This is a genomic window from Nocardioides panzhihuensis (genome assembly GCF_013408335.1).
GTDB lineage: Bacteria > Actinomycetota > Actinomycetes > Propionibacteriales > Nocardioidaceae > Nocardioides > Nocardioides panzhihuensis.
Genome location: NZ_JACBZR010000001.1, coordinates 2244130 through 2258785 on the forward strand (window position 1 = coordinate 2244130; position 14656 = coordinate 2258785).

A 14656-nucleotide genomic window follows, 5' to 3' on the forward strand; every position below is an offset into this window, starting at 1 on the left:
GCATACCCGATCACTGGCCTACGCCGAAGTCGTGACCCCAGTACGAGACGGCGGTGGACTCCCGGGCGACCCACCTCTGGTCGTCGACCTGCAGGCCCTCGGTGCCGAACTCGATGTCGAAACCACCCGGTGACTTCACATAGAAGGAGACCATCTCGTCGTTCATGTGCCGCCCCAGCGTCGCCGACAGCTTGGCGCCGTGCTTCGTCACCCGCTCCAGCGCTCGGCCGACGTCGTCGAGCTTGTCGACCTCGAGCATGATGTGGACGCACTTGGAGTCGTTGGGGAACGGCAGGAACGCCAGCGAGTGGTGCCGCGGGTTGATCCCGAGGAAGCGCAGCCAGATCTTCGTACCGGGCTCCTTGCCGGCGAACTCACCGGGCATGCTCATCGAGTCCCGCAGGCGGAAGCCGAGTGTGTCCCGGTAGAACTCCAGCGCCTCGACGTCGTCGGAGACCGGGATGACCACGTGGCCCATCCCCTGCTCACCGGTCACGAAGGTGTGGCCGTAGGGCGAGACCGCGGGACGCCGCTCGTAGGTGATGCCATGGAAGAGCTCGAAGACGTTGTCGAAGGGGTCGCGAAAGCGCAGCATCTCCTGGACCCGCCGCTCGGCGAGCTCCTCGGGAGTGCCGTCCTCCACCTCGACACCGGCCTTCTCCAGGTGCTCGCGAGCCTCGGCCAGCGCGGTGTGGTCGGCGACCTCCCAGCCGACGCAGGCCAGCTGGTCCACCTCGCCCGGCTCGATCACCAGCCGGGCCGAGACCTCGTCGATGCGGTAGTAGAGGTGATCCGGGTTCGGGCCCTTGGCCGTCACCAGCCCGAGGACCTTCTCCGCGAACGTACGCCACGCCTCCAGGTCGGTGCTGGTGACGCGTACGTAGCCCATCGACTTCAGGTCGATCGTCATGACTTCTCCTCGGGAGTACGTTCGCGGTGCCGCTTCAGGCTGTGCCGTTTCAGAAACGTGACAGCGATCTCGCGGAACTCGTCGGCGGCCTCGATCTGTGCCCAGTGCCCACATCGCGGGAAGACATGCAGCTGCGCCTTGGAGATCAGCTTCAGGGCGGCGAGCGCGCCGTCGAGCGGGTTGACCCGGTCCTCGCGTCCCCAGGTGAGCAGCGTGTGGTGCTTGAGCTGGTGCGCCTCGCGCCACAGCATGCCGTCCTCGGCGGTCTCGGGGTTGTAGAACGACCACCCCATCGACGCCATCGCCTCGCGCGCGCCGGGTTCGGTCGCATCGGCGAAGCGCTCCTCGACCAGCTCGTCGGTGACCAGCTTCTGGTTGACGACCATGGTCGAGATGAACGCCCTGAGCGCCTCCCTCGTCGGGGTGCCGGAGAAGTCCATCAACCGCTGGACGCCCTCGGTCGGGTCGGCGTGGAAGAGGTTGAGCGAGAGTCCGCCCGGCCCCATCAGGACGAGCCGCCCCACCCGGTCGGGGTAGGTCAGCGCGATCCGCATCGCCGTCCCGCCGCCGAGCGAGTTGCCGAGCAGGTGCACCTTCTCCAGGCCCAGCTCGTCGAGAAGGGCGATCACGGCATCGCCGGCGAACCTGTAGTAGTTGCCCACCACCGGCGGCTTGTCGGAGGCGCCGAAACCCGGCTGGTCGACCAGGATCGTGCGGAAGTCGGCGGCGAAGCCCTCCAGGGCCGAGCCGAAGTTGGACCACGACGAGGCGCCGGGCCCCCCGCCGTGGAGCATCACCAGCGGGGTCTCGACAGGCTCGACCACCGAGGAATCCCGGGTGTCGAGGTCGTAGTAGCGCAGCGAGATCTCGCCCGCTGCCTCGGTCTTGATCCGAACGTCGTGGGCGACGTCATCCTTCGACAGCGCCATCAGTACATCCCCGGGTCGACCTTGTGCCCGAACTCGGAGGCGCCGTACATCTGCAGCGCCCGCTCCGGGTCGTTGGCAGCGTGGACACGACCTGCGTGGGCGTCGCGCCAGGCGCGCTGGAGCGGGGTGCCGTTGGCCAGCGCCCGGCCTCCAGAGGCCTCGAAGAGGAGGTCGATCGCGTCGATCGCCCGCTGCGTACCGAGGACCTGGTCGCGGCGGATCCGCAGCCGCTGGGTGATCGGGATCTTCTCACCACGGGCGACGTGGGCCTGCTGCTCGCGGATGTTGCCCATCAGGAGTGCCCAGGCGGCGTCGATGTCGGAGGAGGCCGTCGCCACGCGCACCGCGGCGAAAGGGTCGAGCGAGGCCTTCTCGCCGTACGAGGCGCGGACCCGGTTCTGCTGCATGGTCACGTGCTCGTCGTACGCACCACGGGCCATGCCGATGATCGGCGTGGTGATCGTGGTGGTGAACAGCGAGTGGAACTGCAGCTTGTAGAGGTCGCCGGTGTTCACGGCCTGCCCCGGGCCCTTGCACCGTCCGGTCTCCGCCATCGAGAGGGTGAAGGTCTCCGGGATGAAGACGTCCTCGACCACGATGTCGTTCGAGCCGGTGCCGGCCAGACCGACGACGTTCCAGACGTCGACGATGTCGTAGCGCTCGCGCGGCACCAGGAACGTACGGAAGTCGACCACCTGGCCCTCGTCGTTGAAGACGAGGCCACCGAGGAGCACCCAGGTGGCGTGCGCGCAGCCGGAGGAGAACGACCAGCGGCCGGAGAGGTTGAACCCACCCTCGGTGAGCGAGGCCTTGCCCATCGGGGCGTAGGAGGACGAGACCCGGGTGTCGGGGTCCTCACCCCAGACCGCCTGCTGGGCCTCGTCGTCGAAGAGGGCGATCTGCCAGGGGTGGACGCCCAGGACACTGGAGACCCAGCCGGTCGAGCCGCACGCCGAGGCGATGTCACGCACACAGGTGTAGAAGTCGACCGGGTCCGCCTCGAGGCCGCCGAAGCGGACAGGCTGCAGCAGCTTGAAGAAGCCGACCTCCTCCAGCTCCTTGACGCTCGACTCGGGAACGACCCGAAGACGCTCGGTCTCCTCGGCGCGTTCTCTGATCGTGGGCAGCAGGTCCTGCACCCCGTCCCTGACGGATTGTGCGTCCTTGTTAGGGCGCTGTGTCGGTTCGCTCACCGCTCTGCCTTCCTGCATGGTGTCCCAGATGTCGTCGGGCGGCGCGGTTCGTGCGCTGCCGATGGATCAATACTAGAACACGTTTCAGTTTTGTCGAGTCTTCGGGCATGTTTCGTCGACTGTCGTCTATGGTAGAACGTGTTTCAGTTCTGGGACAGAGACCACGTTGAGGGAGCACCATGGGACAGACGAACGGGGCGAGGCAGCCGGTGACCGAGGCGGCAGACGGCGAGGAGACCTACGACGTCGTCGTCGTGGGCGCCGGTGGCGCCGGGATGAGCGCCGCGCTGGCAGCCGCCCGCCGCCACGGGCTCGAGACCGTCGTCATCGAGAAGAGCGCCTACTTCGGCGGGTCGACGTCCCGCTCGGGTGGCGGGGTCTGGATCCCGCGAAACCACGCCCTCGAGGCGGCCCACCAGAAGGACTCCCCCGAGGCCGCCAGCCTCTACCTCGAGTCGATCGTCGGCGACGCCGTCCCGGCCGAGCGGCGCGAGACCTTCCTCGACCGCGGACCCGAGGTGCTCTCCTTCGTCTGCGCGCACACCCCGGCGCGCTTCGCGTGGGTCCCCGACTACGCCGACTACCACCCCGAGGCGCCCGGTGGCCGCGGCGCGGGCCGCTCCGTCGAGCCGGTCCCCCTCGACGCCCGGGTGATCGGTGAGGAGCTCTCCCGACTGCATCCGCCGTACACGAAGTCGCCCGCCAACATGGTCGTGACCCAGGCCGACTTCCGCAAGATCAGCCTCGGCATGCGCACGATCAAGGGCCCGATCACGATGGTGAAGATCGCCGTCGCCCGGATCATCGCCGGCCTACTCGGCAAGAAGATGCACGCCATGGGCGCGGCGCTCGCCATCGGGCTGCGCAAGGGACTCATGGACGCCGGCGTCCCGATCAGGTACGAGACCGAGCTGGTCGGCCTGGTCACCGAGAACGGCCGGGTCGTCGGCGTCGAGGTGCGCCGCGGCGAGTCCGGTCCGACCACGGTGATCCGGGCACGACGCGGCGTGATCCTCGGGTCGGGCGGCTTCGAGCGCAACCTGGAGATGCGGGAGAAGTACCTGCCCGCGCCGACCTCGGTCGAATGGACCACCGGCGCCTTCTCCAACACCGGCGGCGGCATCCTGGCCGGGATCGCGGCCGGCGCGGACACCGACCTGATGGACGAGTCCTGGTGGGGTCCGACTATCCCGTTCCCGGGCCGGCCCTGGTTCGCGCTCGCCGAGCGCAACCTGCCCGGGTCGATCATCGTCAACGGCGCGGGCAAGCGGTTCATGAACGAGGCCCTCCCCTACGTCGAGGCCGTCCACGAGATCTACAAGGGTCAAGCTGAGTACATTTCTGGGGGTGGCGTCTCGCGCGTCCCCTCGTGGCTGGTCTTCGACCAGCGCTACCGCAATCGCTACATCTTCGCCGGGCTCGGGCCGGGTCAGCCGTTCCCGGGCCGCTGGCTCAAGGACGGCGTCGTCGTGAAGGCGTCGACGGTCGATGAGCTCGCAGCCAAGATCGAGGTGCCGGCGGACGGTCTGCGAGAGACCCTGGAGCGGTTCAACGGGTTCGCCCAGTCCGGTGTCGACGAGGACTTCCACCGCGGCGAGTCGACCTACGACAAGTACTACTCCGACCCCACCGTCAAGCCGAACTGCTCGCTCAACCTCATCGACCAGGCGCCCTTCTACGCGGTCAAGATGGCTCCCGGCGACCTCGGCACCAAGGGCGGTCTCGTGACCGACAAGCGCGCCCGTGTCCTGCGCCCCGACGGCTCCGCCATCGAGGGCCTGTACGCCGCCGGCAACGTCTCCTCAGCGGTCATGGGCCGCACCTACGCCGGCCCCGGCGCCACCATCGGTCCCGCCCTCGTCTTCGGCTACCTGGCCGCCGAGGACTGCGCCACCAAGCTGACCAGCGAGTCCTCGGACAGCGCCTCTTCGGACTCGTCGGACTCGTCGGACTCGTCGAACAAGGAGAAGCACTGATGCCCATCGACCCGTCCAAGGCCATCGGGGCAGCGCTGCCGTCCCGGTCGTTCTCGTGGAGCCCGTCCGACGTGCTGCTCTACCACCTCGGCATCGGCGCCGGCTCGCGCCCCGGTGACGCGACCGACTCCGCCGCGCTGCGCTACACGCTGGACTCCGACGCGCTGACCGTGCTGCCGTCCTTCGGGGTCGTCGCCCCGACCTTCCACGTGACCGAGCCGCCCACGGTCGACCTGCCGGGCTGCGACATCGACCTCGCCTCGGTGCTCCACGGCTCCCAGGAGATCCGCGTCGACGGCCCGATCCCCGCCTCCGGCGAAGCCGTCGTCTCGACCCGGATCGCCGAGGTCTGGGACAAGGGCAAGGCCGCCGTCATCGTCCAGGAGGGCGTCGCCACCACCGCGGCGGGCGACCCGCTGTGGACCGTACGCTCCTCGATCTTCGTCCGCGGCGAGGGCGGCTTCGGCGGCGAACGCGGACCGTCCACCGCGCTGCCGGTTCCCGACCGCGCGCCGGATGCTGTGGCGGCGTACGACGTCACCGAGCAGCAGGCGCTGCTCTACCGGCTGTGCGGCGACCGCAATCCCCTGCACGCCGATCCGGAGTTCGCCGCGAAGGCCGGCTTCCCCAAGCCGATCCTGCACGGGCTGTGCTCCTACGGGATCGTGCTGCGCGAGGCGACCGGCCTCCTGCTCGACGGGGACGCGACCCAGGTGGCCGGGTTCGGCGCCCGGTTCGCCGGGATCGTCTTCCCCGGCGAGACGATCTCGATCGAGACCTGGGACGAGGGGCCCAGGTTCCTGATCAGGGCCACGATCTCCGCCGACGATCCTGCCCGCGACGGCGCGCCCGTGCTCGCCGACTGCTACCTGGAGGCGACCGGGCGAAGCGAGGAGAAGCGATGACCAGCGCATCCGGGACGGCCCTGCCCGACGTACTCTCCCCAACCGACGTCGAGGAGCGCTTCGGCGGCTGGTCGGAGGAGACCGACGTGATCGTGGTCGGTTTCGGCGTGGCCGGCGGCGCCGCAGCGCTGGAAGCGGTTCGCTCCGGCGCCCGCACGATCCTCCTGGAGCGCGCCGCCGAGCCCGGCGGCACCTCTGCGATGGCCGGCGGCCACTTCTACCTCGGCGGCGGCACGGCGGTGCAGAAGGCGACCGGGATCGAGGACTCGGCCGAGGAGATGTTCAAGTACGTCCGCGCGGTCTCCAAGGAGCCCGAGGACGACAAGATCCGGGCCTACTGTGACGACTCGGTCGAGCACTTCGACTGGCTCGAGGCGCTGGGCTTCGAGTTCGAGCGCACCTTCTGGCCCGGCAAGGCCGTCATCCAGCCCGGCACCGAGGGGCTGATGTACACCGGCAACGAGAAGGTCCATCCCTTCCGCGACCTCGCGGTCCCAGCGCCGCGCGGCCACAAGGTGCCGGTCCCGGGCGACACCGGCGGCGCCAAGCTCGTCGTCGACCGGATGGCGGACCGGCTGGCAGAGACACCGGCGGAGGTCCGCCACGAGACCGGAGCCAGCAACCTGGTGATGGAGGACGGAAGGGTCGTCGGGCTGGTGTGGCGCCGGTTCGAGGAGCGTGGCGCGATCCGGGCCAAGGCGGTGATCCTCGCCGCCGGTGGTTTCGTCGGCAACGCCGACATGGTCGCCGAGCACACGCCCCGGCTCGGCGAGAAGCTCTTCCCGCTGGCCTCCACCTACGACGACGGCGTGGGGCTGCGCCTGGGCGCCTCGGCAGGTGGCCGCTGGCGGTTCATGGACGAGCCGTTCCAGACCGCGCCGTTCTATCCGCCCTCGATCCTGCTGACCGGGATCATCGTCAACAAGCACGGCAAGCGCTTCGTGGCGGAGGACTCCTACCACGCCCGTACGGCCGCCTTCGTGATGGAGCAGCCGGACTCGGCGGCGTTCCTGATCGTCGACTCCGCGCACATCGAGCACCCGAAGATGCCGCTGTGCCCGTTCATCGACGGCTGGGAGACGGTCGAGGAGATGGCGGCAGGACTGGGCGTGCCCTTCGACGCCCTCGACGCCACCCTGACCTCGTACAACACGCATGCCGCCGCCGGCGAGGACCCGGAGCTCCACAAGGCGGCGGAGTGGACCGAGCCGCAGGACACCGGACCGTGGGGCGCTTACGACCTCTCGCTGGGCAAGGCGATGTACGCCGGGTTCACCATGGGCGGGCTGGCGACCACCGTCGAAGGCGAGGTACGCCGCGAGGACGGCTCCGCGATCTCGGGCCTGTACGCCGCGGGCGCCTGCGCGGCAAACCTCGCCCAGGACGCGAAGGGCTACGCCTCGGGCATGCAGCTCGGCGACGGGTCGTACTTCGGACGGCGGGCAGGCCGGCATGCCGCCGGGGTCGCGTGACCGGTCCCACAGCGGAGGCCGTCCCGACGATCCCCGCTCGTCCGCCGCACCGGCGGTCCGCTAGGGTTTTACGATGTCCACCGATGAAGCGGTTGCCATATCACATATCCCTTCGGACTTGAATGGCTTCGGTAAAAATCGGGACCTTGGGCCCTACGCTCGTCGTGACCCCGGCTGGTTATGTATACGCGACGCCACGGGTATCGCCGCTGTCTGGCTGGCTCTCCCCGCGCGTCCGCAGGACACGATCCCCACCCGTTGCCTGTCGCCGAACTAGCCGAAAGGAATCCCCATGTTCGACTTCCGGAGCCCGGCCGGCCTCATGGTCGTGGCTGCCCTGGTCGTCATCGCGCTCGTGGTGGTCGGCGCTGTCGCCGGCAACAGCCCCGCCTGACCTGGCACCGAGCTTTCTGACCGACGGACCCGCAGGCCCCGGCTCGATGAGCCGGGGCCGCGTCCTTTCTCCGCTGGTCCTTCGCCTCAGCGGGTGAAGACCGCCACCGACCGGGCCGGCACCGTGAAGGTTCCAGAGCCGGCCTCGAACGCGGAGGTCTTCACGACCGCGTCGGCGCCCTCGGCCTGGATCGGGTGCAGGCGATAGCCGGCACCCGCGGCGCTCTTCACCGTCTGCCGCTGCGTCGTCGTGGTCGCGTTGAAGACGACCACGAGGTCACCCAGACGCATGGTGATGACACCCGGCGTCTCGTCCTTCCCCGAGAGCGGGAACGACAGCCTCTCCTGGACCTGCCCGGTGGTGGCGAGGTGGAAGACCGGCTCCTCCGTACGGATCTTCAGCAGGTCCCGATAGCCGGCCGAGGCGCCTTCGATGTCCGGGCAGCCGGGGACGGGGGCCGAGGCCAGCAGAGGCCTCGCGTAGGGCCACTTGTCCTTGTTGTCCGCGGCTGGCGGCAGCCCCCGCCCGAACCCGTTGCCCGCGTCGCAGTCCCAGGCGATGGCGTTGAACCAGTCCCCCGAGTCGTAGGAGTTGCGGTCCAGCGACTTCGAGCGCAGCAGGTCGGTGCCGGCCTGGGAGAGCGCCGGGCCCTGCGACAGCGCGGCCGTCGCCATGGCGAGCACCTGCATCCGGGAGCGGTCCGCCGCGCTGGTCGAGGCAGGCAGCTTGAAGGTGAGCGCGTCGTAGAGCGTCTCGTTGTCGTGGGCGTCGGCGTAGGCGAGCGCGTCGCCCGGAGCCTCGGCGTAGCCGGCCGGCGAGCCGTTGTAGTCGACCTCCGAGCCCAACACCTGGTTGCCCGCGGTGTCGGTGAACGAGTAGCCGGCGAGGTTGCCGGAGAGCCCGACCTTGATCAGGTCCTGGTAGTGCAGCAGCCGCGCCCGCTGCTCTGCCTCGGTGCCGTTGGCGGTCGAGGTGTTGGGGTCGGTGTAGAGACCGCTGGCGAAACCCTGGACGCCCGGGTCGGCGTCGAACGGGCCACCTCCGCGTACGGCGTCTCGGGCGCGGTCGCTGAACGTCGCGATGCCGGTGCCCGCCATGTTCTTCTGGGTGGCCTGCACGAAGCGGGCGTCGTCGGCGACCTCGCCGAAGTTCCAGCCCTCACCGTAGAGGACGATGCGCTTGCCGTCGACGCCGTCCTTCTCGAGCGTGAGCCCGTCGAGGGCCTGGCGGACCGCCAGGATGTTGGCCTTGGGGTGGTGGCCCATCAGGTCGAAGCGGAAGCCGTCGACCTTGTAGTCCTTGGCCCAGGTGAGGATCGAGTCGACGACGAGCTTGCCCATCATCGTGTTCTCCGGGGCGGTGTTGGCGCAGCAGGTGGAGCTGGCAACCGAGCCGTCGGCGAGGAGCCGCTGGTAGTAGCCCGGCACGATCTTGTCGAGCACGGACGTCTTGGCCTGGCCGCTGCTGGTGGTGTGGTTGTAGACCACGTCCATGACGACGCCCAGGCCGTCCTCGTTCAGCGACTTCACCATCTGCCGGAACTCGACGGTCCGTTCGGTGCCGTCCGGGTCGGTGGCGTAGGAGCCCTCCGGGACGGTGAAGTGGTAGGGGTCGTAGCCCCAGTTGTACGCATCCTTCGCGGCCGCCGCGGCGACGCACTCCTGCTGCTTGTCGCTGTCGGCCTCGTACGATGCTAGGTCGCAGTCGGGCGCGGCCTGGTCGGCCTTCCGCTCCGGGATGGTCGCGATGTCGAAGGCGGGCAGCAGATGCACGTACGACGTCCCGGACTCCGCCAGCTTCCGCAGATGCCGCGACCCGTCGCTGTCCTTGTCGGCGAAGGCGAGATAGCCGCCCGGATGGTCGTTGGTCTCGTCCTCGACGGAGAAGTCGCGGATGTGGAGCTCCTGGATCTGGGCGTCCTTCATGGCCACGGCCTTCGGCTTCTTCAGGCTGGACCAGCCTTTGGGGGCGAGCGCCTTGTCGCTGAGGTCGACGACGAGGCTGCGTTCGGAGTCGGCGGTGAGCGCGACCGAGTACGGGTCGGTGACCTTGTTGGTCACGACCTTCTGGACGCTCGGCGCCCACACCTCGACGAGGTAGCGGTACTCCATGCCGCGCCAGGCCGCGGCCGAGCCGGTCACCGACCAGACACCGCTGGCGTCGTCGCGACGCATCGGCAGCCTCTTGCGGCCGAGCTCGAGCGCGACCTCGTGGGCGGTCGGCGCCCAGACCGACAGGGTGACCTTGCTGCCCTCGAACACCGGCCCGAGCGAGGCCTTCTTCGCCTTCGCGCCGTAGAGGTCGTCCAGGATGCCCTGGGTCTGCACGCTGGTCGCCGTGACCAGGGCGCCGTTGCCGAGGCGCTGGGTGAGCACGACCTGGCCGGCGAGCGCCTCGCGGACCCGGTCACGGTCACGAGGGTCCACGCTGAAGGCGGCGTACTCCTTCAGGTGCGGGAACTCTGCCTTCTGCTCGTCGCTCAGCGACGATGCCTGAAGCCGCAGCCAGCGGCCTTCGATGCCGAGTGCACCATCTTCGACGGTGATGCCGCCGTCCCGGTCGTAGACCAGCTGGGTCGACTGCGCCGAACCGCTCGCCATGTCCTTCGGGAGGACGACGGAGTGCTCGTCGATCCACTGCGCATGTGCCTTCGCCAGGTCGAGCTCGGGTGCGGATCCGACCGACGGCAGCAGATAGCCGGTGTCGCCGGAGTTGAGCCAGACCTCGTGACCGTACGTCGTCAGGTCGAGCGAGCGGTCGTTCGGGATGTCCTTCTCGTCGCCCTTGTGGACGATGTAGTTGAGCGAGGTGGCGCCGTCGACCAGCGGCACCTCGAAGGTGACGCCGTAGGCGTCCTTGCCGGTGGGCTGCAGCGGCTTGGACCACTCGGTCGGGTTGGCCGCTCCGGTCCAGGTGTGCAGGCCCCAGCCGTCGTAGTCGCCGTCGGCACGGTGGAGGTGGATGACCGCCTTGGATGTGTCCGGCTCCGGGTAGACGCCGCCGGGCTTCGTGGTCTGCTGGCCGTCTGCGCCCGCCTCGATCCAGACCTCGCCGGTCTCGGCGAGATCGATGGTCCGCTCGGGGCCGTCGGCGGTGCCGTCCTTCTCGACCCTGTAGGTCAGCGAAGAGGTGTCGTCGGGCAGCTTCACCCAGGCGAAGGCGCCGTAGGCGTCGCGGCCGTCGAACGCCGCGCTCTGCCCGCCCGCCTCGAGGGTCCGCCCGGTGTAGTCACCGTCGGCTCGCCGGTAGTGCACGACCGCGTAGTCGCGGTCGACGGCGCTCGGCCTCTCGGGCTCGGACGCCTGCCCTGCCGTGGTCTCGGCGAGGTCGCTGGCGGTGCGGCCTTCGCGGTCGACGACCACGGCCTTGTAGCGCAGGGCGGTTCCGGCGGCGACGGTGGCGGGGACGTACTGGGTGATCTTGTAGGGGGCGTGGTCGACCGAGCCGAGCGTGCGCCACTTGCCGTTGCCGACCTGGGCGGCGAAGACGACGCGGGCACCGGCCGTCTTCCCCGGGTCGGCGGAGAGGGTGACCGTGCCGGTGGCGCCGGCATCCGGGGCCGTCAGCGCCAGCTCGGGCTTCGCGGCGGCCGCGGGGAGCTCGCCCTCGGCGCGCAGCACGATCGAGGAGAGCGCGGGGACGGTCACGGTGATCGTGCCGTCGTCGGCCGTCTTGGCGGCCTCGCCGCCGTAGATCGTGTCGAAGACGGCCGACTCCACGGGCAGGGTGACGGTCTTCGCCTCAGCGGCGTTGTTGACCGCGACCACGTACTCCCGGTTCTCGCCCGTGCGCGAGAACGCGTAGACGGAGTCCTTGGCGTAGAGCTCCTCGTGGGTGCCGTCGGCCAGCGTGGGGTGGTCCGTGCGGAGCTTCGCCAGGTCGGCGATGGCGGCATAGAGCGGGTGGGTGGGGTCGTACGCGTCGTCGGCGTGGGTGCGGTCGGTGCCGATCTGGTCGTCGTCGAGGTAGTCGGCGACCTTCGAGCCGAACAACGTCTGGCGGGCGTCCTGGTCGCCGCCGGCGCCGGTGAAGCCCTGCTCGTCGCCGTAGTAGACGACCGGGTTGCCGCGGGAGAGGAACATCAGCTCGTTGGCGAGCCGCGCGCGCTGGACCAGCTCAGCGTCGCTCGCGCCCGGGTGGTCGGCCCGGAGGAAGGTGCCGATGCGGCCCATGTCGTGGTTGCCGAGGAAGGTGACCTGCTCGTACGCGTTTGCCTTGTCGGTGGCGTACTTGTAGTCGTCGGCGAAGACCTTGGCGAGCCGGTCTGCCGGAGCGCCGAGGGAGGCGTAGGCGCGGGCCGCGTCCTGGAACGGGAAGTCGAGCGTGGCGTCGAGACGGCCGCGGGTGACGTACGGCGAAGTGACGTCGCTGTCGGCGGAGTAGACCTCGCCGAACATGAAGAAGTCCTCGCGGCCCTGCTTGGCGGCGTAGGCGTCGAGGGCGGTCGCCCACTCGGTCCAGAAGTCCAGGTCGACGTGCTTGACGGTGTCGATGCGGAAGCCGTCGATGTCGAAATCGCGGACCCACTTCTGGTAGATCCTCGTCATCCCCTCGACCACTTCGGGACGCTCGGTCCACAGGTCGTCCAGACCGCTGAAGTCACCGTACGTGGTCGACTCGCCCTCCCAGGTGGAGTCGCCGCGATTGTGGTAGAGCGTCGGGTCGTTGAGCCAGGACGGCACCATCTCACCGGTGTTCGCCGGGGTGTAGGGGAAGGAGTCCTCGTCGACCTTCCTGCGGTCCGACGCAGGCTCGGTGTCGTCGAAGGGGCGGCCCCCGGTGTCGAGGTAGGGGAAGGCGCCCCTGGGGCGGTAGCCGTACTTCTTCTCCGCGTAGTCGACGGTGTCGGCGGTGTGGTTGGTGATGACGTCGAAGAAGACCTTCATACCCTTGGCATGGGCCTCGTCGATCAGCGTCTCGAGGTCCTCGTTGGTGCCGAAGTGCGGGTCGACCTGGGTGAAGTCGGTGATCCAGTAGCCGTGGTAGCCGGCCGAGGCGTTCTCGCCCTCGCCCTGGACAGGCTTGTTCTTGAAGATCGGCGCCATCCAGATGGCGGTGGTGCCGAGGCCCTTGATGTAGTCGAGGCGATCGGTGAGACCCTTGAGGTCGCCGCCCTGGTAGAAACCCTTGTCAGCGGGGTCGAACCCGGTGTCGGTACGACTGCCGGTCAGGCCGCCCTTGTCGTTGCCGGTCTCGCCGTTGGCGAACCGGTCGGGCAGCACGAAGTAGAACTGCTCCTTCGTCGCGTCGTGACGGGCCGGCTCGGCGGCCAGCTTCGCGTCCGACGGCGGCTTCGGGGCGGCAGCCGCCGCCGGCGTGGCCGTCTGCAACGCCGTGGCGAGCAGTGCGGTCGCGATCACGGTCGCGACCATCCGGGGCGCACTGCGTGCGCCGCTTCGTCGAATCACCTTGGGGGCCTCTCTGGAGTGTGGGGGATCAGCTGCAGGTCGCGCCGACGTGCAGCGCGAGGGCGGTGTTGGCCCCGAGGGTGGCGGTGAGCTGGCCGGAGCCGTTCACGGCGACGCTCTTGCCGCTCTGTACGTCGCAGTAGGTGCCCGCGGGCAGCGACGTCTGGAAGGTGCGGGTCAGCGTGGAGGACTCGTGGTTGATCGCGACGTACGCCTTGCTGCCTCGGCCGAAGGCGATGGCGTCGGCGCCGTTGTCCCACCAGTTGGTGACGGCCTGGCCGCGAGCGGTGTTGCGGAGAGCGACCATCTTCTTGATCTCGGGCCAGGCGTGCTGGCACTTCCAGCCGTCCTGCCAGCAGGCGTTGACCGCGCCGGCGTTGGGCGGGCCGGCGTCCTTGTCGCTCCACTCGTAGCCGGAGTGGATGTCGGGCGAGCCGTAGGGCCAGGCCAGCATGAAGACGTTGGCCAGGGTGTAGTCGGCGCCGTCCCTGTAGCTGAGGGTGTCGCCACCGCGCTCGGTGTCGTGGTTGTCGACGAAGACGGCCGAGCTGCCCGAGGACATGTAGCCCCAACCTTCGCCGTAGTTCTTCAGGTAGGCGAGGTTCTCGTTGTTGAAGACCCGCTTCAGGTCGCGGGCGTAACGGAACTCCTGGACGTCGCCGTTGCCGAGGTACTCGCTGGGCGAGACCGCCTCCCCCGCGCCGTAGATGGCCTCCTGCTTCCAGTAGACGTTCGGGTTGCTGAGGCGGGACTTGATGTTCGCCAGGTCGGCAGCGGCCATGTGCTTGGCGGCGTCGATCCGGAAGCCGTCGACGCCGAGCGAGAGCAGGTCGTTGAGGTAGCCGGCGATCCTGCCGCGTACGTAGTCCTCGCCGGTGTCGAGGTCGGCGAGACCGACCAGCTCGCACTCCTGGACGTTGGTGCGGTCCTGGTAGTTGCTGATCTGCGCGGTGCAGTTGTCCAGGTCGAAGGAGGAGTAGAGGCCGGGGTAGTCGTACTTGCGATAGGACGAGCCGCCGGTGCCGGTGCCGGAGCCCGCGGACATGTGGTTGATGACGGCGTCGGCGACGACCTTCACACCGGCGGCGTGACAGGTGTCGATCATGTTCTTGAAGGCGGCACGGTCACCGAGCCGGCCGGCGATCCGGTAGCTGACGGGCTGGTAGGAGGTCCACCACTGCGGGCCCTGGATGTGCTCCTGGGGCGGGGACACCTGGACGTAGCCGTATCCGGCCGGGCCCAGGGTCTGGGTGCATTCGCGAGCCACCGAGGCGAACTTCCATTCGAACATCACCGCGGTGACGTCCTTGTCTCCCGGTGGCGCGGCCTGCGCCGGCTGTGGCGCCACGGCCGGGATGGTGAGCGCGACAGCGGCTCCTGCCGAGAGGGCGAGTGCCGCAGCCATGGCCCATCTCGCGGTGAACTGTCGGGCCATGGATCCTCCTACGTCGTGGCTGAATCTTGCTGCA

The 14656-nt window shown here is 69.2% G+C and carries 8 protein-coding genes; 3 read left to right on the forward strand and 5 right to left on the reverse strand.

The annotated features are described in order from the left end of the window. Nucleotides 1-10: 10 nt before the first annotated feature. Genes hsaC through hsaA form a run of 3 tightly spaced genes read right to left on the reverse strand, consistent with a single transcriptional unit; the run spans nucleotide 11 to nucleotide 3032 of the window. On the reverse strand, nucleotides 11-910 hold the full coding sequence (hsaC, locus tag BJ988_RS10670) for an iron-dependent extradiol dioxygenase HsaC (RefSeq protein ID WP_218860746.1): 900 nt from the start codon (nucleotides 908-910) through the stop codon (nucleotides 11-13). Beyond that, nucleotides 907-1839, reverse strand: coding sequence for a 4,5:9,10-diseco-3-hydroxy-5,9,17-trioxoandrosta-1(10),2-diene-4-oate hydrolase (hsaD, locus tag BJ988_RS10675; protein WP_179657965.1), 933 nt, complete (start codon nucleotides 1837-1839; stop codon nucleotides 907-909). Before hsaD ends, hsaC begins: the two co-directional genes overlap by 4 nt. After that, the gene (gene hsaA / locus BJ988_RS10680; RefSeq protein ID WP_343051562.1) at nucleotides 1839-3032 is read right to left on the reverse strand and encodes a 3-hydroxy-9,10-secoandrosta-1,3,5(10)-triene-9,17-dione monooxygenase oxygenase subunit; all 1194 of its coding nucleotides are present in this window, start codon (nucleotides 3030-3032) and stop codon (nucleotides 1839-1841) included. The genes hsaD and hsaA overlap by 1 nt, the downstream gene beginning before the upstream one ends. A 179-nt stretch (nucleotides 3033-3211) precedes the next feature. Between hsaA and kstD the strand changes: the two genes are divergently transcribed. The 3 genes from kstD to BJ988_RS10695 are packed head-to-tail and all read left to right on the forward strand — an operon-like array spanning nucleotide 3212 to nucleotide 7385. Beyond that, nucleotides 3212-5008, forward strand: a complete 1797-nt coding sequence (gene kstD, locus BJ988_RS10685) for a 3-oxosteroid 1-dehydrogenase (protein WP_179657967.1) — start codon at nucleotides 3212-3214, stop codon at nucleotides 5006-5008. Beyond that, complete coding sequence (locus BJ988_RS10690) at nucleotides 5008-5913, forward strand: MaoC/PaaZ C-terminal domain-containing protein (protein WP_179657968.1); 906 nt, start codon at nucleotides 5008-5010, stop codon at nucleotides 5911-5913. The genes kstD and BJ988_RS10690 overlap by 1 nt, the downstream gene beginning before the upstream one ends. Continuing rightward, the gene (locus BJ988_RS10695; RefSeq protein WP_179657969.1) at nucleotides 5910-7385 is read left to right on the forward strand and encodes an FAD-binding protein; all 1476 of its coding nucleotides are present in this window, start codon (nucleotides 5910-5912) and stop codon (nucleotides 7383-7385) included. The genes BJ988_RS10690 and BJ988_RS10695 overlap by 4 nt, the downstream gene beginning before the upstream one ends. A 480-nt stretch (nucleotides 7386-7865) precedes the next feature. Here BJ988_RS10695 and pulA read toward each other — a convergent pair whose 3' ends face one another. Both pulA and BJ988_RS10705 read right to left on the reverse strand, forming a co-directional pair. Next, nucleotides 7866-13139 (reverse strand): pullulanase-type alpha-1,6-glucosidase, encoded by a 5274-nt coding sequence (pulA, locus tag BJ988_RS10700; RefSeq protein WP_343051563.1) that lies wholly within the window; start codon nucleotides 13137-13139, stop codon nucleotides 7866-7868. Nucleotides 13140-13215: 76 nt separating this feature from the next. Then, nucleotides 13216-14622, reverse strand: coding sequence for an alpha-amylase (locus BJ988_RS10705; RefSeq protein ID WP_218860748.1), 1407 nt, complete (start codon nucleotides 14620-14622; stop codon nucleotides 13216-13218). Between the last annotated feature and the right edge of the window lie 34 nt (nucleotides 14623-14656).